Origin of the sequence: Bifidobacterium sp. M0307 (assembly GCF_016100445.1) — a bacterium.
Classification (GTDB): Bacteria; Actinomycetota; Actinomycetes; order Actinomycetales; family Bifidobacteriaceae; genus Bombiscardovia; species Bombiscardovia coryneformis.
Genome location: NZ_JACFSL010000001.1, coordinates 105,117 through 128,653 on the forward strand (window position 1 = coordinate 105,117; position 23,537 = coordinate 128,653).

Here is a 23,537-nt window from a genome sequence, read left to right on the forward strand (position 1 = left end):
GTGTGAATCGCCATGCTATAAACTGTGCAACATGGATGTCACGCAGCTTTCGGCCAATGCCCAGGACTACCTGAAGGTCATCTGGGACCTGCAGGAGTGGGACGAGGGTCCGGTCCAGCCTTCGGCGGTGGCCGAACGGACAGGGATGAAGCTGTCCACCGTTTCCGGTGCCCTGAGCAGGCTGGTTGATGCCGGCCTGGTGGAGCACAAACCGTATGGGAAGGTGGGGCTCACCCCCGCCGGGGTACGCTCGGCCGTTACGATGGTCCGCCGCCACCGCCTCTTGGAGACCTTCCTGGTCGAGGTGCTGGATTACAGCTGGGACGAGGTGCATGAGGAAGCGGATGCCCTGGAACATGCCGTTTCCGACAAGATGGTAGAGAAAATCGATCAGTATCTCGACCACCCCACGCTGGACCCGCATGGTGATGCCATACCTTCTGAAACCGGGACCATCCCGGTCATCCCCGAGACGCAGCCCCTCTCGCAAGTGGAGGAGGGGAACACCATCCGTGTGCACCGTGTCAGCGATGAGGACTCGACGATGCTGAGGTACCTGAGTAAGCACGGAATCGGCCATGGGACCCTGCTTCAAGTGGTCCGTAAACAACAGGAAGAACCGGTCACGCTGCGGGTGGTGACCGATTCTGAGGATCAGCCGGACCAGGCCGTCGGGAGGCAGGGCGATGATTTGCAGCTGAATTTCGCTCAGGCTGCCTTGATCCAGGTCAGTCCGGCCCTCGCGTAGGGTTTACATCCTCTTACGTGGCATCAGGAGCGCCGAGCGGCTCCTATTATTCCTTCGCTCGCTCGAGGTCGGAGTCGAGCTCCGTCTCTTTCTTCACCACCCGCCTGGAGTCGATTCGGTAATGGGCGTTGAAGATGCCGCCAGCCGTCAGGATGGACACCAGTCCGACCAGGATCCAGATGCTCTCGACCTCATACTGCTCCAGGAGTTCGTATAAGGAGGCAATCATCTTCAGCCAGCCGGCCAGAGCCACGAAGTACCAGGCTGTGGCCTTGTCCAGGAAGTTGACGACCTGGCCGCGCTCGCGCTTGGTGTCGGCCGCCTCTCGGAGGATGTTGTTGCCGCGTGTTCGTTCCTTGTGGACCTTCAGGGGCGGAATCAGCCACCACCATGGTGAGATTGGGCTCCATCGTTTGCTGACCTGTTTGAATTCCTCCAAGAGCGCCTTGAACTCCTTGAGCTCCATAAGTCCCTGGTAGAGCGGGAAGGAAAAGAGGAGCCAGTCGCCAATCAGGGAGATCACCGCAATGGACTTCGACATGCTCGTGAACCTTTCGGATGTAATTGGTGTTCTTCGGTAATCGTATCTCCGGTAATCGCAGACCTGGTCTTATCCGGATGGGGATGGGCGGGGCCGCCCTGCGTGTAGTCTCTTATGCAGTTGCCGCCCTACAGGAGGATGGATATGACGTCTCAGACAGTCGACGCGGTGGACGTGGTCGTACCTGCAGAGCCGGATGTTCCATCAGGGACCTCCCACTCCCATGCGGCCGGGCCACGCTTCTTGGAGTCTGCCTGGCTGGTTCCTCTTGCCTCCGTGGCCGGGGTGGCCATGGCGTTCGGGCTGGTCGTCGCCTGGTTTCCCAAGACCTGGGAGATGTGGAACATGCCCATCCAGGCCATCGACGCCCCCTCCCACTATTACTTCATTCGCAAACTTCTTCGAAATGGGCTCCCAGTCGCTTTCGAGCTGAATCCCAATGACTCCTTCTATCCGCCACTCTTCCATCTTATGGTCTACTGCCTGATCAAGGTGGCCGATTTCTTCGGTTGCACGGTCAACATCTTCACCGGGCTCAACCTGGTCTGGATTTTTGCCTCCGGACTGCTCTTCCCTATGGGAATGCTGCTGTGGTGCTCCTACTTCTTCGGTGATATGCCGAGGTTGCAGGTTGCTGGGATGTGCCTCCTGGTGCCGGTCCTTTCGGTAACGTCAGGCGCTTTCCCCTTCTGGTTGTTCGACGCGGGCCCTCTTTTCGCCTACGGGCTGGCAACGGCTCTGTTGCCATTCTCCCTGTACTCGGGGCTGAGGTTGATGGATGCAATTGCTGACCGGAGGAAGCCGGATACCCCAGGCAGGGGGCTGGTCTTCTGGGTGCCGGTCAACCTGGCTCTGGCGGTCCTGGTACTCCTTGCCCATCCGCGGATTGCTTTCACCTACCTGGTGCTCATGGTCTTTTTCATCCTCTTCCGCCTTTCCTGGAAGCTGATTGCAGGGGCGGCCGGATTCGGCTGCCTGGCAGCAGCCCTCTTTGCCGTCTACGTGATGCGCCGGGACCATGGAAAGGACTACCTGCATCCGTCCACGTGGTTCCATACCTTCCAGCCGACCAGAAGTCTGCCCGATGCCATAGGCGTCCTCTTTACCGGGAACCTGTCCGGGTTCGCTGGTCTGCTCATGGCGGTATGCATCGTACTGGCCCTGACCGCCTCACTCCTGCTGAGTGGCAGGCGTTTCCGCGAAGGGCTATCCCTGGTCCTCTCCTTCCTGCTGATTGGGTTGATTTACGTCTGCAGTGCGGCGGTTTCCGGCCCCCTTGCCAATATCCTGACTGCTGCCTGGTACCGAGGTGAGACCAGGCCCCTGGCCATGTTGCCCCTGGCGATAGTTCCCCTCCTTGTTTTCGGGGCGCGCTGCCTCTTGAATCCACAACCGGTGGTGTGGAAGTGCGGCAGGAAGGTCCTGACAGGTCCGGCGGATGTGACCACCGACCGGCTGTCTGCGCCGGCCGTGAATGGTGCTTTCCGGGTGCTGACGGTTACTGCACTCTCTCTGGTCCTGGTTGTGGCGGGGAATATACACAATCCCCGACGCGATGATCTGGCTCTGCTGGCTGAGGCCAACACCGTCCTGGACAGGGAGGATCCGCACTCGCAGCTGACGAGGGCCAAGTTCGAGGCGCTGACCACTGTCAGGAACCGGGTCGGTCGGGACGATGCGGTGATTGTCTCCGACCCTTTGAACGGATCCATGTATGGGATGACCCTGTATGGGCTCAACATGCTTTACCCTGTCTACAATCCTATGGACACCAAAAACGGCAAGGTATTCGGGGAGGTTGAACATGCCTTTGCCTCTGGTGATGCCGATAGGCTCCTGACCACGGTCTGTCCGGTGGATCCCAGCTTCACCCATCATGGTCCCGGTGGCGCCGTCGCGGCTCCGAAGTACTTCCTGACCATGGGGCCTCAGGCACCCGACCTGCAGATGTTCACCTACAGGGCCCAGTATGACCCCTTCCACGATCAGAACCTCATTGACGGGTATGTCAGCTCGGGTGCCTTGCAGAAGGTGGAGGACTTTGGTGCTCCTGCCGGTGACGGGGAGCACTGGGCGCTCTACCGGTTCGCCTGCCGGTAACCAAGGTCGTTCAACCGCTCCCGCCCATGTGTGTTCGCACCGTCGTTTTTGGTTGTACTGCCTGATTTACACATGATTCAGGTAGGCTCGCCTGAACTCGGAAGCCGGCGTGGCCTTGCTGTTTGCGAATCTTCTGTTATCTTCCTGGGGTGTGCGGGTCCGTCAGAAGGAATACAGGTAATCTGATTATCCTACGAGTTGTGATTTACAAGGATTCTCGGCGACAGGAGGCAGGAGGTACCTTCCTTCTTGAGGGTTCGTGTGGTCGCCATGGCAAGGAGCGTGTGGCTGGTGTCGGATATGGGGTTGCAGTGGAAAAGGCACCTGGGCAGAGCATGTGCGGCAGGAACCGTTATGGCCCTCCTGGCCCTGATGCCGTTCGCAGGTGTCAATCCGGCCCAGGCAGCTGGGCTGGCGAGCCAGACCAGCAACCAGACATACTCCGCGGCGACGGGGGAGACAGGTGTCGTACCCCGCGATATGCTTCCTGACGCCATCGATGATTCCATTCCCGAAGATGCCACGATGGTATCCAAGAGTGTGGCCGTCACCGATCGGGGCGAGGCCAGGGATATCACCACCGGCCGGCCCGTGACCGATGCCTCGGTCGTCGGTACCCCGGACCGTCCCGCCGATCCACTGGCCAAGACCGGAGGAAAGAGTTTCATCCCGGTTCCTGTCAGTGAAGTCAAGGAGCAGCTGGACAGGTCCGACCGGACAGGGTCGGCAAATCCGGTCATTAAAAGGCAGATCGACGATAGTAATTCCTCCGCAGCGCGAAGCGGTGTTTACCGCCCGCAAGGGAGGTCGGAAGCTGCTGTGAAAACGGCCTCGCTGGGCAACAACGCATATGGGGCCCACTGGGGAACCTACAACGGCTCCCAGGCATTCTTCGAAGCAGATGGCACCCTGTTTGCTCAGCAGGCGAAGGGCGTCATCGATGTCTCTCAATGGCAGGGGCGAATTGACTGGGCAACAGCCCGTGCCGCTGGCGTGGAAGGCGCCATCATCCGTATCGGGTACGGATGGGGAAACGGCTTCGATAATACCGCCCTATACAACATCAATGAGTGCAAACGTCTGGGTATCCCCTTCGGCCTTTACCTCTACTCCTACGCTTACGACGGCAATACCGGCTGGGCCGAGGGAGACGGCACGGTGGATCTTCTTCGCCGTGCGGGTGTGCAGCCCGGAGATTTGACCTACCCCGTTTACTATGACCTGGAGCAGTGGGTCTGGACCGGCCACGCCCCTCCTACATCTCCCGCCGTGTACGACAGCATCGTCAACTCCTGGTACAACCGTTTGCAGTCCGCGGGGTACAACAATCTCTCGATCTACTCTTATACCTACTACCTGAACACGGCTCTGAACAGCGGCACCATCCGCTCCAGGACCCACTGGGTGGCCAGTTATGGTGCCCGTACCGGCTTCAACTTCTCCGCCAACCAGCGTTGCTGGCAGTATGCGGATAACGGCAGAATCAACGGTATCGGCAACAGCGTGGATCTGAACGCTTGCGGGTACAGGAATCCGGTGGACGTAGGGGGGAGAGTGCCCGAGCTCTCCCCGGCCGACAGAATCACGGATATAACCGAAGGTGACTACTTCATCGGTTCGGCCCTTCCAGACCGGTACCTGGACATACCGGGCGGCAGCCACCAGGACGAGACCCCGGTGGGAACGTGGTCACCCACCAACGGTTGGAACCAGCTGTACCACGTAACACCGCACGGCGACGGGTCATATATCATCACGTCGAAGAACTCCGGCAAGGCCTTGGATGTCAGTACAGGCTCTACCCTTAACGGGAACACGGTCATCCAGTACTCGACCAATATGGGCCCCAATCAGCGTTGGTACTTCTATCGGTCACCACAGGGATACGTCTTCATCATCTCTGCGCTTGGGGACGGTAGAAGCGTGGCCCTCGACGTGACCAGCGGCAATATGGCACTGGGCACCAAGATGGAGATTTGGCAGTACAACGGTGGACAGAACCAGGCTTTCAGACTGATGCAGGCAGCAGCCCTCCCCGGTGGTAAAAGGTCCATCACCAGTCCATATGCAAATGGGAACAGCCTTGATGTACCCGCCGGCAGCCTGGATCGTGATACCCGCCTGCAGACATGGCCGTACAACGGAGGTCCCAATCAGAGTTTCGAGTTTATCGATACCGGCAATGGAAGATACAAAATCAGGGTTGTGCACTCCCAGATGTATCTGGATCTCCAGTACGGTTTCCCGGGAGACGGCGGCAATATCGTTCAGTACACCCAAACGGACGGGTCCAATCAGATGTGGTACCTGCAGAAGTACCAGGGTGGGTATGCCATCCGCAGCATGGTCAACAACAAGGCCATTGACATCTACGCCGGCGGTCTCACCCCGGGCACTCCTGTCATCACTTATACATTCCGAGAGCAGGTCAACCAGAAGTGGAACATCGGCTGACACGCTGATCCGCAAGCTCTGCGGCGGACAGGAGGCTGGGATGAAGCCCTCTCTCGTGGGGGGAGTGGGTTATGATGTGAGGGACCTGGCCACGCCTTCGTTCCTGCATTGCTGTCGGCTGGTTGTCCGATAAGACGAAGATACGATTCGAAGGAGTAGCAAGTCATGTTGAACGGTTCGACTGTTTCCCTGGTCATGCCGTGCCGCAATGAGGCAAAGCACCTGGCCCGGATGGTCGCCGACATTCCGGATTTCTACGATGAGATAATCTGTGTCAGCAACAAGTCGAGCGATGACACGGTAAAGGTCGGCCGTGAGATTGAGCGGTCGAATCCTCGTTTCGAGATGCTTGTCGATGACAGGGTCGCCTCGGGAATCGGTTATGGGTTCGCCCACATGACTGGAATCAACAAGGCCAAGAGTTCAATCATCGTGTGTGCGGACTCCGATGGCACGTACCCGATTGAGGACCTCCCTCGCATCATGGGTGTCATGAAGGAGCGTGGCCTCAGCTTCGCCTCCTGCTCCAGGTATCCCGATAAGAGCATTCCTTTGAAATTACAGCTCGGGGTGAAGATTCTGAACTTCGAGATGTTCCTTCTTTACGCCAAGGTCATCCATGATTCCCTGTCGGGGATGTGGGTGTTCGAGCGTGATGTGGTTCCCTCCCTTCATCTGACTGAGGGCGATTGGAACCTGTCGCCCCAGATCAAGCTCAATGCCCATAAGTACCTGGGTCCCCGTTTCGGTGAAGTCAGGATACGGCAGGGCAGCAGGTTCGGGGAGACGAAGCAGTCCTATCTGAAGACCGGTCTTGGTCACTTGAAGTGGATCTTCAAGAACCGCTTCATTCAGCGCAAGGGCATTCAACCTGCCGACTGAGACGCAAAGAGCGTGACTGAAGGTCGGTGATTACCGACCTTGACGAAGTTAACTAGGCCGCAGCGATTGGGAATTCAGGCCGTTTCGCGCTTGAGGGCTTTCTTTTCGGGCCCGTGATTTTCGATTTCCACTACTGCTGAACCAGTCTCGTCGGATTTCGTCGAGAGGCCTGCCGTATCCGCTATGTCTTCATCGGCAGGATGGAAGACGGTGGAGACCAGGAGAGGCAGGAAAGGCTCAAGATACCTTGCCTGGATTCCATTGATGGGGTCGCCGATTTTCATCTGCGGCAGGTTGTTCCAGGTGAGCATCATGGACGCATAAACCAGGCAGATGAGGAGCAGGAAGGCCAGAGCAGAGGCAATCTGATAACGGTACAGACTGAAGAATCCACGTGTCGATGTGACCTTCCGTCGGGTCGGGTGAGAGTTGTGGAAGAGCACACCCCATGCCAGTCCCAGGATGATTACCAGGAGGACTGAAGGAGCTCCCAGTCCCAGTAGATGAAGCGGTTCCCTCATGAAGTTCCACGCCACTGCCATGCACATTTTGAAGGGGTGGCGAAGCATGAATCTCAGATTCTGGGAGACGGATGCCGATGCCCAAACCGTTGAGTACAAGGAAGACCAGGTGCCATAGACCACGAGGATCGCAAGGGCGGAGGAACCCAGGCACAGGGCCTTGCGCTTGGTCGAGAGAATCCGTCTGGGCAGGACGAGAATGAGGACCGCAAGACTGACATAGACGGTTTTGCACATGAACAAGAGCACCGTCAGTACTGATAAGGCCACCAGCTGTCCTCTTGATGCCGGTTCGTTGCGGGTGGCGACAGCCATGAAGAGAGCGACGAACACGGCGCAGAGGCTGATGAAAAGAGCATCCGCCATAAGGCTTGAAGCGATGAACATGCCATGCGGCAAGGCGCCTATGACAGCCAAGAACATCTTCCCCCGGGGGATGATGGCGATGGCCAGACAGAACAGGAGGATGTAAACCACCAGGTTGCTTATTCGCCCGAGTTGCCAGGTCTGGTAGGGGGGTTGATGGGTGTGTAGACCTGTCCAGATGCCGATTGCCTGGGGGAGGAATACCGCAGGGAAATACTGGTTCGCTCGGTTTGTGTGTTTAGCGGATGCGGCGGTGGCTTCTTTGCTTGGGGCCAGGTCGTCAACGGCTTTTTGCTCCTCGAGCTTGGAATCATAGTTCGAGGTCTGATTGAGAAGGGTCACCACCAGCTCATTCCGGCATCCTTGAAGGCTCAGAAGGCGTGGGTCGCCATGAAGCTGTTGGACTTTGACTGCATTCCCGTACTCATCAATCTGTCGGTCGGGTTTGCTGAGAATCTGTCCGGTGGCGGCTGAGTACGAGGCGTAGGCATGGATGTTCGGATCAGGGAAGGACAATGCCCCAATCGTAGTGATGAAGAAACTGCCTTGTAACAGGGCAAACACGAGAAAGAACAACATGGCCCCCCTGCTTTTCTTCAGGGCCTGTATTGCCTGCTTTTCCATATTTGAACACCTGCCGATCGGTAAGTCAATGGACAATCGGAACCTGCCGGTGCCGGACAATGGAGACGGGCATCAGCAGTGTCAAGGATTATAGCTATCGCGTTGGAGAAGAACCCTCTGCTTCGAGAGTTTCAATGATGGTGTCGGCCACAGTGTGAGAGGGCAAGGCATCAGCGGTGCTCTCGGGCGGGGAGAAGCATATGCAGGTCAGGAGGGGTAGGAGCGGGGTGAGATATCTGCCCTGGAATCCTTGTATCGCGTGGGCGTTCTTCATGGCCATCATATCGTTCCAGGTGAGATCAATGAAGAGATATGCCAGGAAGGCAGCACAGAAGAAAGCGACCATGGAGACCCAGACGTACCGGTACCGGCGTACGGATGCGGTCGGGGAACTCTGGTCAGCCGGTGCAGGCCTGCTGGTCATGAACAGGATGAGCCAGGCCGCCAGTATGAAGAGTGTCGGGACGATGACAGCCGAACCGATTTTCATCAGGGTCTTCGGGAATTCCACGAGGTTCCAAGAAATGGTGAATATGACCTTCAGGGGGTGCCTGAACATGAAGCGAGTGTTGCCGGAGATACTGGCGATTGCCGGTACATTCTGATAGAGCGAACTCCACAGGCCGTAAATCGGGAGGGCGATGAGGGCGGACAGACCCGTGAATACAGCCTTGCGTTTCGTCGTCAGCAGCGACCCTGGCAGGGCCCATACCAGGAGAGCCAATGCCACGTACACCGTCTTGAAAAGGAAGAGGCAGACGGTGAGCCCTATCAGGATTCCCATCTGAACACGGGTTACTGGTCTCTCGCGGGTTGAAAGGGAGAAGAAGTAAGCGATGAAGCACGCACAGACACTGATGAACATGGCATCCGACATAAGGCTGGTCGCCATGAATATGGTCGGATACAGGGACCCCAGTACAGCCATGAGGTACTTGCCCCTGGGAATCATCACGATGGACAGGCCGAATAGGAACAGGTAGAAGATGAAATTCGCTATTCTTCCGCATTGCCAGACGTTGTAGGGGCCGAGTCCGGTGTGCAGGCCAACCCAAACGCCTATCCCCTGGGGCAGATAGACCAGGGGGAAGTACTGGTTCGTTCGAGAGGGGAACGACTTGTCCGGGAGGGTTACCTGTGTTGACGGCAGATGGTCGGCAAGACGCTGATTCGCCATATGGGGGTCTGTGGCCATGGGGTCGGCGATGATGTCCATCACCAGGGCGTTGTGCATGGCCTTGTTATGCAGGTATCGGGAGTCTCCGGAAATATGCTGGCTCTTTACCGGGTTCCCGAATTGGTCCGTACTGCGCTCAGGCAGGTTCAAGATCTGTCCGGTTGCCATGGCATATGAGGCGTTTGCGTGCATATCGCCATCCGGCAGAGTCAGGGCTCCGACGTTGGTCAGGAAGACCGTGCCTTCGAGAATGGAGATGACAAGGAAGAGCAGTACTGCATAGGTGCTGTGACTGTTCAATCGTCTGGCTTGCAGTTTCACGCAGGCCCCCTTTGCTTAGTGGTCATAGAGGCTCGTAGCTGAATACAACAGGGGTACATTAGCACACATAAAAATGGAGGCACCGGTATCGTATAATGGTCCGCATGGCAGATTTCTTTTCACCCAGGAACATTCTTGTGACCGGCGGATGCGGCTTCATCGGCTCCAACTTCGTGCACTATGTGGTTGACCACCACCCTGATGTGCACGTCACCGTGTTGGACGCGCTCACCTATGCCGGCAACCTGAAGAATATCGAGGGGCTGCCGGAGGACAGGGTCGAGTTCGTCCACGGCAACATCTGTGATGCGGACCTGCTGGATAAAATCGTGCCAGGTCACGATGCCATCGTGCATTATGCCGCCGAGTCCCACAACGACAACTCAATCAAGGACCCTGCGCCATTTGTCGAGACCAACGTGGTGGGCACTTTCAGACTCCTTGAAGTCGCCAGGAAGTACGATGTCCGTTACCATCACGTGAGCACTGATGAGGTATACGGCGACCTGGCGCTTGATGATCCCGCAAGGTTCACCGAAGAAACCCCATACCATCCCTCAAGCCCCTATTCGTCCACCAAGGCCTCGTCGGACCTCCTGGTCCGCGCCTGGTACCGGACCTTCGGGGTTCGCATGACCATCTCCAACTGCAGCAACAATTATGGTCCTTACCAGCACGTGGAGAAGTTCATTCCCCGCCAGATCACCAACATTCTGGATGGAATTCGTCCCAAGCTCTACGGCGACGGTCTCAATGTCAGGGACTGGATTCACACCGAAGACCACTCCAGTGCGGTCTGGACCATCCTGACCAAGGGGCGCCTGGGTGAGACCTACCTGATTGGGGCGGACGGGGAGCGCAACAACATCAACGTCCTGCGTGACATCCTCAAAGTCATGGGGCAACCTGAAGATGCCTTCGACAAGGTCAAGGACCGCCCCGGTCACGACCGCCGCTATGCAATCGATGCCACCAAGCTCCGTACCGAGCTTGGGTGGGACCCTGCGCATACCGATTTCGAAAGCGGCCTGGAGCAGACCATAGACTGGTACAGGAACAACCGGGATTGGTGGGAGCCCGCCAAGGCCGCCACCGAAGAGAAGTACCGACGTAACGGACAGTGACAAGGACCGCTACCGGTCGGGGGTGGGGGTTGCCTTCTGCGTCGATCGGTGTGTGACTGATTCCTCTCTGAGGAGCGATTTCCGATTCCGCTAGAAAGTGACTGAGTAGTAACCATGTCTTTTGATTTCGAAAAAGAGCTGAAGGTCAGCAAGACCAACATTCCCGGGCTTTTGGTCTTTGACCTGCCGGTGCACGGTGACAACCGCGGCTGGTTCAAGGAGAACTGGCAACGGGCCAAGATGACGGAACTTGGTCTGCCTGACTTCCACCCGGTGCAAAACAACATCAGCTTCAATGCCAGCCGTGGCGTTACCCGTGGTATCCATGCTGAGCCCTGGGACAAGTTCATTTCCATCGGGAGCGGTGAGATTTTCGGTGCCTGGGTTGACCTCCGCCCAGGCGAAGGATTCGGACAGGTGTTCACCACCCGGCTGGACCCCTCCAAGGCCATCTATGTGCCTAGGGGAGTGGGCAACAGTTTCCAAGCCCTGGCCGATAACACGGTCTACACCTATCTGGTCAATGCTCACTGGTCCCTGGAACAGAAGAAGACCTATACCTTCGTCAACCTCGCCGACCCCCAGCTCGGCATCGAGTGGCCTATACCGCTTGACCAGTGCGAGCTGAGTGAAGCGGATGCGAATCATCCCATGCTGGCCCAGGCCAAGCCCATGGCTCCGCGCCGGACCATGGTGACCGGTGCCAGCGGCCAGCTGGGGCAGGCCATCCGTCAGTACGTGCAGGATCACGATCTCCAAGGGTTCGAGTTCACGAACATCGAGGACTTCGATTTCTCCGATCCTGAGGCCTACGACCAGTTCGACTGGAGTCTGTATGGCACCATCATCAATGCAGGTGCCTATACCGCGGTCGATATGGCCGAGACGGACCAGGGGCGGCAGGATGCCTGGAAGTCCAACGCCGTGGGGCCGGCTATGCTGGCCAGGGTCGCGGAAGAACACAACATGACCTTGGTGCATGTCTCCAGTGACTACGTTTTCGATGGGCAGCAAAAGGAGCACGCTGAGTCCGAACCCTTCGCACCCCTCGGCGTGTACGGTCAGACCAAGGCCGCCGGTGACATCGCGGTTTCGAATATACCCCGCCATTATATTCTCCGGTCCAGCTGGGTGATTGGTCAGGGGCATAATTTCGTCAAGACCATGATGGGGCTTTCCGACCGAGTGGCTGACCCGGATGACGGTCTCGACTCGGTTACCGTCGTGGACGACCAGGTTGGCAGGCTGACCTTCACCGAAGACATGGCCGCAGCCATCTTCCACCTTCTGGATTCGCAGGCACCATACGGTACCTACAACCTGACCGGCTCGGGGTCCATCACCTCCTGGGCCGAGATTGCAAGTCGCGTCTTCGATCAGACCAATGGCAACGGCGACAAGGTGAAACCGGTATCGACCGAGGACTACTACGCGGGAGCCGCCGGCCCTATTTCCCCGCGTCCGACCAACAGTGCCCTCTCCCTGGATAAAATCAGGGCCGTCGGCTTCCATCCCGGTGATTGGGAGGGCGCCCTGGAGGATTACGTCCAGTCCATCATCGACTCCCGCTGAGCGGCTCGCTTCCGGCCCGGCCGCTATGCGTGGGAACCGCAGAGATTTTGCCACTCATCGATTCCTGTTGGCGGTCGGCAGTAAGCTATCTTGAGTTTGACACGGATGTATGAATCATAAGAGAGGCGTCACGCGATGAGAGGCATCATTCTTGCCGGCGGTTCGGGCACGCGTCTGTACCCGCTGACCACCGTCACTTCCAAGCAGCTGCTTCCGGTGTACGACAAGCCTATGATCTATTACCCCCTGAGCGTGCTCATGATGGCAGGTATCAATGAGATACTGATCATCTCAACGCCCATGGATATCGGCAATTTCCAGCGTCTACTGGGTGATGGGAGCCGGTTTGGCATCAGTCTCTCCTACAAGATCCAGCCCAGCCCGGATGGTCTGGCCCAGGCATTCATCCTGGGCGAGGATTTCATCGGCGGCGAACCTTGCGCTTTGGTTCTGGGCGACAACATTTTCTACGGGAATGGTCTTGGTCGTACTCTGCGAAATGCGGCGGGCAGCCAGCACGGGGCAACGGTGTTCGGCTACTATGTGGACGATCCACAGAGGTACGGCGTGGTCGAGTTCGACAAAGACAACAAGGTTGTCAGCATTGAGGAGAAGCCTGAGCATCCGGCCAGCAACTACGCGGTTACCGGGCTTTACTTCTATGACGAGCGAGTCACTGAGTTTGCCAAGCAGGTCAAGCCTTCTGCACGTGGCGAACTGGAAATCACCGATCTGAATCGTCTTTACCTTCAAGACGAATCCCTGCGTGTTCAGACCCTGGGTCGCGGTTATGCCTGGCTGGATACAGGGACCATGGATTCCCTCTACGAGGCAGGGGAGTTCGTCAGAACCGTTCAGAGGGCCCAGGGTCTTCCCATCGCCGCTGTGGAAGAGGTAGCTTACGAGAATGGCTGGATCACCCGTGAAGAGCTGGTAGAAGCAGGTCAAAGGTATGGCAAGTCTCCATATGGACAGCATCTGCTGGATGTTGCCAACAACAAGATCATCTTCAAGAAGCATGTGGATCAAGCCTGACGATTCAGGAACCCGCACCTTCAAGCACGGGTTCTATTGTCGAGTGCGACCAAGGAGAGGAAATTGAAGAGATTAGAGATTTTCAGCAAGAAGAACTGGCTTCTGCTCAAAGCCATGGTCTCCACGGATTTCAAACTGAGGTATAAGGAATCGGTCTTGGGGTACCTGTGGTCGGTTCTCAAGCCCCTTATGCTCTTTGCCATTATGTATGTCGTCTTCGTGCGCTTCATGCGGTTTGGAGCGGATGTTCCGCACTTCGCCGTGGCTCTCTTGCTTGGTATCATTCTGTGGAATCTTTTTAACGAAACAACAACTGGCGGTATGCTCTCGATTGTGGGGCATGGAGATCTTCTGCGGAAGATACACTTCTCCAAGTATGTGGTAGTCGTTGCGTCATCCATGAGCGCTCTGATCAACTTCGGGTTCAATTTCATCGTCGTGATTGTCTTTGCCCTGATCAACGGAGTCAAGCCGGCATGGTCGAATCTACTCATTCTGCCGATAGTCTTTGAGCTCTACTTGCTGGCCTTGGGTATCTCATTCTTCCTCAGTGCGCTCTATGTCGACCTGCGTGATCTGAACCCCATCTGGGAGGTCGTGACGCAAGCCGGCTTTTATGCTACGCCCATCATCTATCCAATCAGCATGATCTCTTCCAGGGCCGGTAACAACGGACCTATTTTCGCCAAGCTGGACCTCATGCTTAACCCTATGGCCCAGATTGTGCAGGATGCTCGTCATGTGCTGATATCCCCGGCCAATCCGACCTTGTGGGGATGGACAAGCAACTTCTTCGTCGCCTGCTGGCCTGTTGTCTTCTCCCTGTTGATCTTCCTGCTGGGCTTGAAGTTCTTTACTGTCAAATCCAAGTACTTCGCGGAGCTGGTATAAATGAAACTTTCCGATAAAACCGATAATCTGCCTGATGACGTGGCACTTAGTGTCTCCCATGTGTCAAAGGACTTCAAACTGCCCTATGAGAAGACCAACAGCCTCAAGGGTTTCGTCTTCAATACCATCCGAAGGCAGAACGGATATACCATCCAGCATGTGCTCAAGGACATTTCCTTCGAGGTGAAGAAAGGTGATTTCTTTGGCATTGTGGGCAAGAATGGTTCCGGCAAGTCCACGCTTCTGAAGATCATCTCTCGCATATACTCTCCAAACAGTGGCAAGGTTCAGGTCAATGGGAAACTGGTGCCTTTCATCGAGCTGGGAGTGGGTTTCAATCCTGAGCTTACGGGTAGGGAAAACGTATATCTGAACGGTGCCATGCTCGGGTTCTCCAGGGAAGAGATCGACAATATGTATGACGATATTGTCGATTTCGCCGAGCTGGGCGACTTCATGGAACAGAAGCTGAAGAACTACTCCAGTGGTATGCAGGTTCGGCTGGCCTTCTCAGTAGCCATCAAGTCGCAGGGTGACATTCTCGTCCTTGATGAGGTACTGGCCGTGGGAGACGAAGCTTTTCAGAAGAAGTGCCGGGATTATTTCTTCGAGGCCAAGAGAGAGAATAAGACCATCATACTGGTCACTCATTCCATGGGTGATGTTCGACAGTTCTGCAACAAAGCCATGCTGATACAGGACGGTGTCATTGCCAAGTTCGGCGAACCGGACGAAGTCGCCAGTGCCTATTCCGACTACTTCATAGAGAAGGAGCAGGAGGCCGTCCAGAAGGACAATGAGGCGGTCCGACTGGAGCAAGGCGATGGTGTTCGGATGATCGACATGCAGGTCGCAGCCGATGGGAAGAACACCCAGCTCCTCGACATCAACCAGAACTTCGACATCAGGATCGCCTTCGAATGCGAGCGGAACGTTCCACACGGCATCTTCGAGATCAATCTGGTAGACCAGCAGGGCAGGGTGGTTCTGGCTACCTCGAACCTGGTCAATTCAGACAAGGACACTTTTACCAAGGGTCGTCACGAGATCATATTTAAGATCGAGAATGTTCTGGCCTCTGGTGATTATGACGTTAACATCACTGCTGCCTCGGGAGATGACCTTCTGCTCAAGCAGTCGGCTGTGTACCACTTCCAGGTTCGCAAGGCCAAACTCTACGATCAAAGTTTGACTCATCCGAAAGTCAGTGTGAAACTGACCTGATGACGGCATATAGACGCATAGTGGGTACGCATGTTTTTACCGCTGGGAGTTCATTAGGATGTATCTGCTGTTTCGGGCCTGATTCCGTTCCGAGAAGGAGCGGTGACACATATTCAGAAGTCAGCCACACGTGGCCTTGTTGATGATAGTGCGAAGACGAGGAAGAAAAAAGGATGATCGTTCATAGCGCCGTAAATTATGAGGTTGCCATCGAGGATCTGGTGAAGAACCCCATAGACGGCACCGTAACGGTATCCGGCTGGGCTGTGGATACCTATCGTAAGACCGGAATACGCATTCGTCCCCAAGATGAGGATGTCACCGTTGAACGGCAAGATAGGAATGACATTGCCACGGTCTTCGATCTGGATTCTTCCGCCCGGCCCGGTTTTACCGCTGCAACCCTTTCCAACAAGGGATCATTCCAACTTCTTTTCATGATCAACGGTACTGAACGGCCGGTTCAGATCGATCTGAACCGTTTGGAGCGTAAACTCAGCAATGACAGGAAGAAACAACGTTTGAGGCAAATCAGTTACCGTCTTCTTCATGATTCCTTCTCGTCTAACTTTAGGTCCTTGGTGAAGCGCGCCAAGAGGAAGATTACCAAGCGGCAGAAGTCCTATGACCAGTGGATACGGACTCATGAGGTTACTAAGCCCGCGGATGCCATGCAGGTCATGGAGGGCTTCGCTGAAAAGCCATTGATCTCCATCGTGGTTCCCGTATACAACGTGGATGAGCAATGGCTGCGCAAGTGTGTGGAGTCCATGGATGCCCAGTGGTATCCGAACTGGGAACTATGCCTGGCCGATGACCACTCTCCTGATGAGTCGGTGAGAACCCTGCTGAAGGAGATCTCCGCCGGTGATCCCCGAATCCATGCCGTGTACAGGGATGAGAACGGTGGCATAGCTGCCGCAACGAACTCTGCGATAGAGCTGGCCAAGGGGCAGTACATCGGCTTCATGGACAATGATGACGAGCTGGCTCCCAGTGCACTCTATGAGGTGGTTTCGGCAATCAACTCCGATCCATCAATTGACTTCATCTATACCGATGAGGACAAAATCACGGAGAGGGGGATCAGATTCGATCCCTTCTTCAAGCCTGATTTCTCGCCGCACCTTCTGCTGGGCCATAACTACATCACTCACTTCGTGACCGTCTCAAGGGACCTGCTGCAGAAGGTGGGGGATCTGGATTCCGCCTTCGACGGTAGTCAGGATTATGACTTCGTCCTGAGGGCGACCGAGCAGGCGCAGAAGGTCCATCACATTCCCAAGATCATGTATCACTGGAGGACCCTCTCCAGTTCAGTGGCCGGTGATCCCCGCAGCAAGATGTACGCCTATGAGGCAGGCAAGGCTGCGCTTGAAGCCGCCCTTGAGCGCCGGGGAATAGATGGCAGCGTCCGTATGCTCGACAACCTCGGCACCTACAAGATCGACTACCATGGAGAAGTGCCCTCGGTGGCTGTTATTGCTTCCGGGTATACGGGTGAGAAGCTCCATGATCTTGAGCTCGGAACAGACTACCCTCGGGTGAGATTTGTGTCCGCTGGCAAGACCGGCTCCGACGCAGCGGCGCGAGAATGCGATGAGGACCTTCTGGTCTTCCTGGATGGGAAGAACCCCAGGAGGGCGGACTGGCTGACCGAAATGGTCAACTATATTCGCGACGATCAGGTTGGGGTTGTCGGAGGCAAAATCCTGGATGACCGTGGACGGGTTGCGAATGTGGGCGTGACCCTGCGAGCGATGAAGACAGGCCAGCCTTTCGAGATGCGCGGAGACTGGGACCAGGGCATCGGATACTACTTCCGTGATCTCCTGCCTCGTGATATGTTCGCCGTCACGGAGGATTGCCTGCTTACTCGTCGCCGTGATTTTGAGAGGATAAAGGGGTTCGATCAGTCTCTTTCTTCCGGTCTTCAAGGCATTGACTACTGTGTCAGGTTGCAGGAGGAATGCGGTCTTACCACCCTCTGGCAACCATATTCCCTCTTCGTTGACGAGGCGAAAAACCCTGCGAAGATACCCCAGGAAGACCTGGACCGGTACTTGGCTTCCCACCAGGGCATTGTGGATCCCTTCGCTTCGGCCTTCTTCCCCTCCGAGAAACCGGACCATGCCCCTGTAGAGGCGTCCATTGATCAGGTTCTGGTCTCATCGGATTCCTCCGTCATCACGGTGACGGGTTGGGCAGCCGATCTGGACGCGCATGAGCCGGCTTCTGTCGGTATATCTCCCTGCGAGCATGCCCGCTTGAATGATGTGAAGCGGATTCTTCGGCCGGATGTCAACATGACCAAGGCCATGCCCATTGATTCCGAGCTTGGATTCAAGCTGCGGATCAGTCTGCCGGACGGCCTGGCTGCTTTCCGTGCCGAGCATCCGTCCTTGGTTATCTCCGGGCCGTCCGGACAGGTTTCCTTGACCCTGAAAGTGCCTCGTTCCCAAGCCATGTCGAGGTTCGAACTACTGCTCAGAAAAGCTGCTGCCATCAGGCATCCCCGTAGCTTCGCCAGGCGTGTTTTCGATCGATATCTGGTGCCACGTCGGCAGAAGACGGCGTACAGGAAGCTCATCGCGCGTACCGAGCAATATGACAAAGCTGATGTCGAATCCAAGATCGATGGATTCACATACAGACCCATGATCTCCGTTCTGGTGCCTGTCTACAATGTTGAGCCGCAGTGGCTACGAGCCTGTGTGGATTCCATCCGTAACCAGTTCTATCCCAACTGGGAGCTTTGCCTGGCCGATGATTGTTCCACAGATCCTCGTGTAGCTGAAGTCCTCAAGCAAATGAGCGCAGAGGATGACCGGATCAAGGTCGTATTCAGAAAGGAGAACGGGCATATATCGAAGGCGACCAATTCGGCTCTCGAGATCGCAACCGGGGAGTTCGTGGCTCTGGTCGACAACGATGATGAATTGCCTCCCCAGGCCTTCTACGAAGTGGTCAAGCGGCTCAACGAGAAGCCTGAAACCGACCTGGTCTACACCGATGAGGACAAGGAGGACGAAGAGGGTCATCGATTCGACCCGCACTTCAAGCCCGACTATGAGCCTGATCTTCTTCTGAGCACCAACTACATCAGTCATCTGGGTGTTTACCGCAGATCCATCGTTAATGAGATCGGTGGCTTCCGGGTGGGATATGAGGGGTCCCAGGACTATGACATGCTCCTGCGGTTCATGGAGCGTACCGAGCCATCAAGAGTCCAGCACATAGCCAAGGTCCTCTACCACTGGAGGACTCTGCCCACATCGACTGCCTCTAGCGGCGGTGCTAAGGACTACGCTTCGGACGCGGGGTTGCGCGCCCTCAGCTCGGCCATGGAACGCAGGGGGATTGACGCTGAGGTGGTCTCTGCCGGTCCGAGCGGCATCTACAACGTCCACTACGGCATTCAAGACCCTGACCTGGTGTCAGTGATTATCCCTACCAAAAATGGGTATGACAACATCGAGCGGTGCATGGATTCGGTGATCGAAAAGACCAAGTACCCCAACTATGAGGTGCTCATTGCCGATAACGGCAGCACCAACCCGGCCATGAAAAGGCTGTACGCCAGGTACAAGGAGCGCCTGGGGGACCGGTTCAGGGTGCTTGATCTCGACATCCCCTTCAACTTCTCCCGCATCAACAACCTGGCTGCCAAGGAGGCCAAGGGCAAGTACCTTCTCTTCCTTAACGACGACACCCAGGTCATCAGCCCGCTCTGGATGACGCGCTTGGTCTCTTTCGCTCAGCTGCAACGGATAGGAGTGGTTGGCGCTAAGCTCTATTACCCGATCAACACCATTCAGCACGCAGGCATTGTTCTGGGGCTTGGAGGCGTGGCCGGGCATATCATGGTCGGCACGCCACGGACCCACTTTGGCTATTTCGGCAGACTCATCGAGAATGTCAACTACTACGCCATGACGGCAGCATGCTGCATGGTCAAGGCCGAGGACTTCCAGGCGGTTTCCGGATTTGATGAGACTCTGGCGGTTGCATACAACGATGTCGATCTCTGCGCACGAATCCACGATGAGCTGGGCAGAGACAACGTTTGGGCCCATGAGGTCGAGCTCTATCACTTCGAGTCGGTGACTCGCGGGAAGGATGCCAAAGACAAAAAGAAGAGGGCGAGGTTGGAAAAGGAGTCCGCGGAATTCAGGAGCAGACACGCGGAGGCAGTCGAGAATGACCCCTACTACAATCCCAATCTCTCCCGGACCTCGGGCAACTTCTGGGTCCGGGAGGACTGAACACCCAGCAGATTAAGCCATATTTTTGACCCTGGCATCATATACGAGCTTCTCCAGATGCCTGACCCAGGTGGCAACGGTACAGAGGGCGCGTCGGGCGATACCCATTTTGTGGAAGAGGGCCGACGCCCTCTGCCGGTCCTGGTGCAGTTCCTCCAGGCTCTGCGGGTCCGAGCCAGCTGCAGCCGTCTCGGAACGGAGCCCATCCCAGATGGAATAGTAACTGCGCATAGGGGTGATTCCGTCGTCCAGGGCCAGCTCAAAGTTGGCCAGACCCGCAGCCACATTGTCGCGGTAGAAGCCCACGCTGCGGAGGGAGTGGGTCACGGATGAGGGCGACTGCAGCCAGTAGTACAGGACTGTATTGATGTCGGCAACCTTGGACATTCGTCGGTATAGCGGGCCAGCCACCATGATGTCCTGTGCGTAGCGACCGGGGGGGAAGCGGATACCCTCCCACAGCTCGGCTTTGTATAGTCTGCACCAATTGGCCTCGTTGAAATACCTGGCTTCGCCAGCCTTGCCGATCATATCCATGAAGAGACGGAGGCTCTTGCAGAAGTAGGTTTGATAAGCCTTGAGGGGGTCGGAGAAGATCTTGATGCTCTCAGGCGTGACCGCCCCTTGAGCAGCTTCGCTAACGATTGAGTCCATATGCGAGGGGCCGAATTGCTGCCATCTGGCCTTGCTCATGTCGGCATCGGTGGATTTGAGGGCGTGGAGCAGTAACTCAATGTTCCTTCTATCAAGGATGTCGTCATTGTCCGCGAAGGCCAGGTAGGTGCCTCGGGTGGCGTCCAGTCCGGCATTCTGGGCCACAGAGATGCCTTGATTCTCCTGGTGTATCACCTGAATGCGGTGGTCCCGGGCCGCATATCGGTCGCAAATGGAGCCGGACCCGTCGGTGGATCCATCATCCACCAGGATGATCTGCAGATTGTCATGGGTCTGCCCGCAGATGGAATCCAAGCAGCGGGGTAGGTATTCTGCCGCATTGTAAACGGGAACGATGATGGATACCAGGTCTTGGCTGACTGTCATAGAAGCCAGTCTAGTGGAAGCCTCATGGTCGGGTTGCGACGTGTATGAAGGGTCGGCAAGGTCAGGGGTGGGTATGGCCCGTGTGATGCCTGAGCCGAACCGCAGGCCCTGCCATCTTTCTCGACGGGAACGGGTTTCCGGCAGCGCCGGGCGATGATTGGCTCCAGTGTAGTCTGCTGTTCGACTTCGGTCCTGATGGCGATATATACTCGAAACATTGTCTGGTGGTTCCGGCGCCATGTGGTGATTGGGCCGCCGGCTTTATACACCCTCCTGTCACGGAAAGTCCGTGACCGTTAGGTCCAAAGGAGGTGGGTGATGTCTGCGCACAAGTATGAACTGATGTTCATTGCTGATCCGAGCCTGGATGAGCGATCCCTGAAGAAGCTGACCGATCAGTATCTCGAGGTGGTCACCAAGGAAGGTGGGTCCGTCGACAATATCGACATTTGGGGCCGCCGCAAGCTGGCTTATGAGATCGACAAGAACAACGAGGGCAACTACGTGGTCGTCGAGTACAGCTGCGAGCCGGCTGTGAGCTCCGAGCTCGACCGTGTCCTCAACCTGAACGAATCCATCATTCGTACGAAGATCCTTCGTAAGGATGCCAAGTAAAAACAGCTATCGAGCATTGACGGACCCTGCGGGGCATCCGTCCGCCGTGGGCAGGGGAACCACAGGATGGCAGAACATCCGGGATTCCCGACAAGAGGAAAGGTCGTGAGATGGCAGGAGATACATACGTCACCGTGGTGGGGAACCTCACTGCGGATCCGGAGGTGCGCACCACCTCCAATGGCGGTACGGTGGCCAACATCACCATCGCCTCTACGCCCAGGCAGTTCAACAGGAACTCGGGTCAGTGGGAGGACGGGGACGCCCTCTTCATGCGGTGCTCCGCATGGGACTCCACCTACAGCCCCCTGGCCTCCAACATTCAGGCCAGTCTGACCAAGGGTATGCGGGTCATTGCCCAGGGTCGTCTGGTACAGCGCTCCTACCAGGACCGTGAGGGCAACAACCGCTCGGTCGTGGAGCTGCGTCTGGATGAGATTGGCCCTGCACTGACCAGGAACACCGCCCAGGTGACCCGGAACTCCAATACTGGTGCCCCCAACGGGGGCGGCCGTGGTGGGTTCGCAGGCGCCGGGAACGGCGGTTACCAGGGTGGATCCTCCTACCAGGGCGGTGCCGCGGCGGGAGCCGCGCCCCAGCAGGGGGCTCAGCCTCCTGCCCAGGATCCCTGGTCGTCCACCGGTTCCGGTGACTCCTTCGGATCCTTCGGGTCCTCGGGGGAGTTCGGCGGCGCAGGAGATGAGCCCGAGTTCTGAGCTGATGGCTCAAGGCAAGATTTCATAAGTGCAATAAGGAGAACATATGTCACGCAAGAGGCCGCAACCACCGGTCAAGCCCTTCAAGAAGAAGCCGAATCCGCTCAGGGCCGCCAAGGTTCACACCATCGATTACAAGGACGTCGCCCTGCTGCGCAAGTTCATCTCGGACCGCGGCAAGATTCGTTCCCGTCGTATCACCGGCGTCACCGTCCAGGAGCAGCGCGAGATCTCCACGGCCATCAAGAATGCCCGTGAGATGGCCCTGCTGCCCTACGCCACCACCGGTCGCTGAGGGAGGATACAGACATGGCAAAGGAAACCAAGGTTATTCTCACTGATACCGTGACCGACCTGGGGCACAAGGGCGATGTCGTCGCCGTCAAGCCCGGGTATGCCCGCAACTACCTGATTCCCCAGGGCCTGGCCTTCGCCTGGTCCAAGGGTGCCGCGGCCCAGATCGAGGCCATGCAGAGGGCTCGTCGCGCCAAGTCGCTGGCAACCCGTGAGGATGCAGTCGCAGCCAAGAACGCCGTCGAAGGCCAGAGCGTCGAGATCAGCGCCAGGGTCTCCGATTCCGGCAAGCTCTTCGGTGGTATCTCCAACGAGGCAATCGCCCAGGCCCTTCGACCCATGGCCGATGTGGACCCCAGGACCATCTCCGTTGAGTCCATCAAGACCACCGGCGAATTCCCGGCAACAGTAGCCCTGCATCCGGAAATCACCGCCAACTTCACCGTCAAGGTGATTGCCGGCGAGTGAACCACCCTGGATGAGACCCAGGTAATGCTGATGCCAGGGTTCGGGGTCGGTATTCCCGGTCCCGGCATCAGGGCTTAAGCAAGATATGAAGAAGGTCCCCCGCACCCGATGTGGTGCGGGGGACCTTCTTCATGTGTCCGGTATCTCATTTCCGGACAATCCCTCGGCTCAGAAATTGCCGCCGTTCCAGCCCCAGTCCTTGGTGGCCGTGTAGCGGATGTAGGTCCTGTCCTGGGGGATGGACAGCTCGGTGTCCAGAATCTGCATGATGGACTTGGTCAGGCTCTCCCAGGCCGACTTGGGAACCTCGCTGCCGAAGACGTTGACCTCCACATAGGCGGCCGGTTGGGAGTCGTCGCCCGCGAAGTAGATGGGCATGTCCGACTCGAAGGGGCACATGAGCCACCCCTCGGATTTGCCGGGAACGGCGGTGATGGCCTTGCCGTAGGCGGTCTTGATCCGTTCACGCTGTTCGGCGCTTATCGAGGTGCTGACGTGGGTATGGATAACAGGCATGATGTTCCTCCTGACTGGACTGGAGAGGGCCTGGACTTGGCC

The 23,537-nt window shown here is 56.9% G+C and carries 19 protein-coding genes; 14 read left to right on the forward strand and 5 right to left on the reverse strand.

Annotated elements, in window-relative coordinates:
* Positions 1-31: 31 nt before the first annotated feature.
* Positions 32-748: a metal-dependent transcriptional regulator gene (locus H3V08_RS00370; RefSeq protein WP_198181226.1), complete on the forward strand. Its 717-nt coding sequence runs from the start codon at positions 32-34 to the stop codon at positions 746-748.
* A gap of 46 nt (positions 749-794) precedes the next feature.
* Here H3V08_RS00370 and H3V08_RS00375 read toward each other — a convergent pair whose 3' ends face one another.
* Positions 795-1,289, reverse strand: a complete 495-nt coding sequence (locus tag H3V08_RS00375; RefSeq protein WP_198181227.1) for a hypothetical protein — start codon at positions 1,287-1,289, stop codon at positions 795-797.
* Between the two features lie 144 nt (positions 1,290-1,433).
* Here H3V08_RS00375 and H3V08_RS00380 point away from each other — a divergent pair, with 144 nt between their 5' ends.
* The 3 genes from H3V08_RS00380 (at position 1,434) to H3V08_RS00390 (ending at position 6,725) form a co-directional block, all read left to right on the forward strand.
* Positions 1,434-3,389: a DUF6541 family protein gene (locus tag H3V08_RS00380; protein ID WP_198181228.1), complete on the forward strand. Its 1,956-nt coding sequence runs from the start codon at positions 1,434-1,436 to the stop codon at positions 3,387-3,389.
* A gap of 270 nt (positions 3,390-3,659) precedes the next feature.
* Positions 3,660-5,843, forward strand: coding sequence for an RICIN domain-containing protein (locus tag H3V08_RS00385; protein WP_198181229.1), 2,184 nt, complete (start codon positions 3,660-3,662; stop codon positions 5,841-5,843).
* A 165-nt stretch (positions 5,844-6,008) separates the two neighbouring features.
* Positions 6,009-6,725, forward strand: coding sequence for a glycosyltransferase family 2 protein (locus H3V08_RS00390; RefSeq protein ID WP_198181230.1), 717 nt, complete (start codon positions 6,009-6,011; stop codon positions 6,723-6,725).
* 74 nt (positions 6,726-6,799) lie between these two features.
* Here H3V08_RS00390 and H3V08_RS00395 read toward each other — a convergent pair whose 3' ends face one another.
* Both H3V08_RS00395 and H3V08_RS00400 read right to left on the reverse strand, forming a co-directional pair.
* Positions 6,800-8,236, reverse strand: coding sequence for a DUF2142 domain-containing protein (locus H3V08_RS00395; protein WP_198181231.1), 1,437 nt, complete (start codon positions 8,234-8,236; stop codon positions 6,800-6,802).
* A 94-nt stretch (positions 8,237-8,330) separates the two neighbouring features.
* On the reverse strand, positions 8,331-9,734 hold the full coding sequence (locus tag H3V08_RS00400) for a DUF2142 domain-containing protein (RefSeq protein ID WP_198181232.1): 1,404 nt from the start codon (positions 9,732-9,734) through the stop codon (positions 8,331-8,333).
* Between the two features lie 104 nt (positions 9,735-9,838).
* On the opposite strand from H3V08_RS00400, the gene rfbB reads away from it, so the two are divergent.
* The 6 genes from rfbB to H3V08_RS00430 all read left to right on the forward strand — a co-directional run bounded on the left by rfbB (position 9,839) and on the right by H3V08_RS00430 (position 19,845).
* Entirely contained in the window at positions 9,839-10,858 is a 1,020-nt protein-coding gene (gene rfbB, locus H3V08_RS00405) for a dTDP-glucose 4,6-dehydratase (RefSeq protein ID WP_198181233.1), read from the forward strand.
* Positions 10,859-10,972: 114 nt separating this feature from the next.
* Positions 10,973-12,430 (forward strand): sugar nucleotide-binding protein, encoded by a 1,458-nt coding sequence (locus H3V08_RS00410; RefSeq protein ID WP_198181234.1) that lies wholly within the window; start codon positions 10,973-10,975, stop codon positions 12,428-12,430.
* A 135-nt stretch (positions 12,431-12,565) separates the two neighbouring features.
* Entirely contained in the window at positions 12,566-13,465 is a 900-nt protein-coding gene (gene rfbA, locus H3V08_RS00415) for a glucose-1-phosphate thymidylyltransferase RfbA (protein WP_033491363.1), read from the forward strand.
* 63 nt (positions 13,466-13,528) lie between these two features.
* A complete protein-coding gene (locus H3V08_RS00420; RefSeq protein ID WP_033491365.1) occupies positions 13,529-14,356 on the forward strand; it encodes an ABC transporter permease in 828 nt (275 codons plus the stop codon).
* Positions 14,357-15,580 carry an ABC transporter ATP-binding protein gene (locus tag H3V08_RS00425; protein ID WP_198181235.1) on the forward strand — a complete coding sequence of 408 codons (1,224 nt, stop codon included), beginning with the start codon at positions 14,357-14,359 and terminating at the stop codon, positions 15,578-15,580.
* A 173-nt stretch (positions 15,581-15,753) separates the two neighbouring features.
* Entirely contained in the window at positions 15,754-19,845 is a 4,092-nt protein-coding gene (locus tag H3V08_RS00430; RefSeq protein ID WP_198181236.1) for a glycosyltransferase family 2 protein, read from the forward strand.
* 12 nt (positions 19,846-19,857) lie between these two features.
* Here H3V08_RS00430 and H3V08_RS00435 read toward each other — a convergent pair whose 3' ends face one another.
* A complete protein-coding gene (locus tag H3V08_RS00435) occupies positions 19,858-20,886 on the reverse strand; it encodes a glycosyltransferase family 2 protein (RefSeq protein WP_198181237.1) in 1,029 nt (342 codons plus the stop codon).
* Positions 20,887-21,204: 318 nt separating this feature from the next.
* Here H3V08_RS00435 and rpsF point away from each other — a divergent pair, with 318 nt between their 5' ends.
* The 4 genes from rpsF (at position 21,205) to rplI (ending at position 22,979) form a co-directional block, all read left to right on the forward strand.
* Entirely contained in the window at positions 21,205-21,501 is a 297-nt protein-coding gene (rpsF, locus tag H3V08_RS00440; RefSeq protein WP_033491368.1) for a 30S ribosomal protein S6, read from the forward strand.
* 110 nt (positions 21,502-21,611) lie between these two features.
* Positions 21,612-22,217 (forward strand): single-stranded DNA-binding protein, encoded by a 606-nt coding sequence (locus H3V08_RS00445; RefSeq protein ID WP_045921023.1) that lies wholly within the window; start codon positions 21,612-21,614, stop codon positions 22,215-22,217.
* A gap of 46 nt (positions 22,218-22,263) precedes the next feature.
* Complete coding sequence (gene rpsR, locus H3V08_RS00450; RefSeq protein WP_033491370.1) at positions 22,264-22,512, forward strand: 30S ribosomal protein S18; 249 nt, start codon at positions 22,264-22,266, stop codon at positions 22,510-22,512.
* Between the two features lie 14 nt (positions 22,513-22,526).
* Complete coding sequence (gene rplI / locus H3V08_RS00455) at positions 22,527-22,979, forward strand: 50S ribosomal protein L9 (RefSeq protein ID WP_033491371.1); 453 nt, start codon at positions 22,527-22,529, stop codon at positions 22,977-22,979.
* 168 nt (positions 22,980-23,147) lie between these two features.
* On the opposite strand, the gene H3V08_RS00460 is transcribed toward rplI, so the two are convergent.
* Positions 23,148-23,495 (reverse strand): phenylpyruvate tautomerase MIF-related protein, encoded by a 348-nt coding sequence (locus H3V08_RS00460; RefSeq protein ID WP_033498201.1) that lies wholly within the window; start codon positions 23,493-23,495, stop codon positions 23,148-23,150.
* Positions 23,496-23,537: the final 42 nt, after the last annotated feature.

Bases quoted from the DNA above. Each gene is read 5' to 3' on its own strand.
- H3V08_RS00370 (WP_198181226.1), top strand. From the start codon at position 32: ATGGATGTCACGCAGCTTTCGGCCAATGCCCAGGACTACCTGAAGGTC.
- H3V08_RS00375 (WP_198181227.1), bottom strand. From the start codon at position 1,289: ATGTCGAAGTCCATTGCGGTGATCTCCCTGATTGGCGACTGGCTCCTC.
- H3V08_RS00380 (WP_198181228.1), top strand. From the start codon at position 1,434: ATGACGTCTCAGACAGTCGACGCGGTGGACGTGGTCGTACCTGCAGAG.
- H3V08_RS00385 (WP_198181229.1), top strand. From the start codon at position 3,660: ATGGCAAGGAGCGTGTGGCTGGTGTCGGATATGGGGTTGCAGTGGAAA.
- H3V08_RS00390 (WP_198181230.1), top strand. From the start codon at position 6,009: ATGTTGAACGGTTCGACTGTTTCCCTGGTCATGCCGTGCCGCAATGAG.
- H3V08_RS00395 (WP_198181231.1), bottom strand. From the start codon at position 8,236: ATGGAAAAGCAGGCAATACAGGCCCTGAAGAAAAGCAGGGGGGCCATG.
- rfbB (WP_198181233.1), top strand. From the start codon at position 9,839: ATGGCAGATTTCTTTTCACCCAGGAACATTCTTGTGACCGGCGGATGC.
- H3V08_RS00410 (WP_198181234.1), top strand. From the start codon at position 10,973: ATGTCTTTTGATTTCGAAAAAGAGCTGAAGGTCAGCAAGACCAACATT.
- rfbA (WP_033491363.1), top strand. From the start codon at position 12,566: ATGAGAGGCATCATTCTTGCCGGCGGTTCGGGCACGCGTCTGTACCCG.
- H3V08_RS00425 (WP_198181235.1), top strand. From the start codon at position 14,357: ATGAAACTTTCCGATAAAACCGATAATCTGCCTGATGACGTGGCACTT.
- H3V08_RS00430 (WP_198181236.1), top strand. From the start codon at position 15,754: ATGATCGTTCATAGCGCCGTAAATTATGAGGTTGCCATCGAGGATCTG.
- H3V08_RS00435 (WP_198181237.1), bottom strand. From the start codon at position 20,886: ATGACAGTCAGCCAAGACCTGGTATCCATCATCGTTCCCGTTTACAAT.
- rpsF (WP_033491368.1), top strand. From the start codon at position 21,205: ATGTCTGCGCACAAGTATGAACTGATGTTCATTGCTGATCCGAGCCTG.
- H3V08_RS00445 (WP_045921023.1), top strand. From the start codon at position 21,612: ATGGCAGGAGATACATACGTCACCGTGGTGGGGAACCTCACTGCGGAT.
- rpsR (WP_033491370.1), top strand. From the start codon at position 22,264: ATGTCACGCAAGAGGCCGCAACCACCGGTCAAGCCCTTCAAGAAGAAG.
- rplI (WP_033491371.1), top strand. From the start codon at position 22,527: ATGGCAAAGGAAACCAAGGTTATTCTCACTGATACCGTGACCGACCTG.
- H3V08_RS00460 (WP_033498201.1), bottom strand. From the start codon at position 23,495: ATGCCTGTTATCCATACCCACGTCAGCACCTCGATAAGCGCCGAACAG.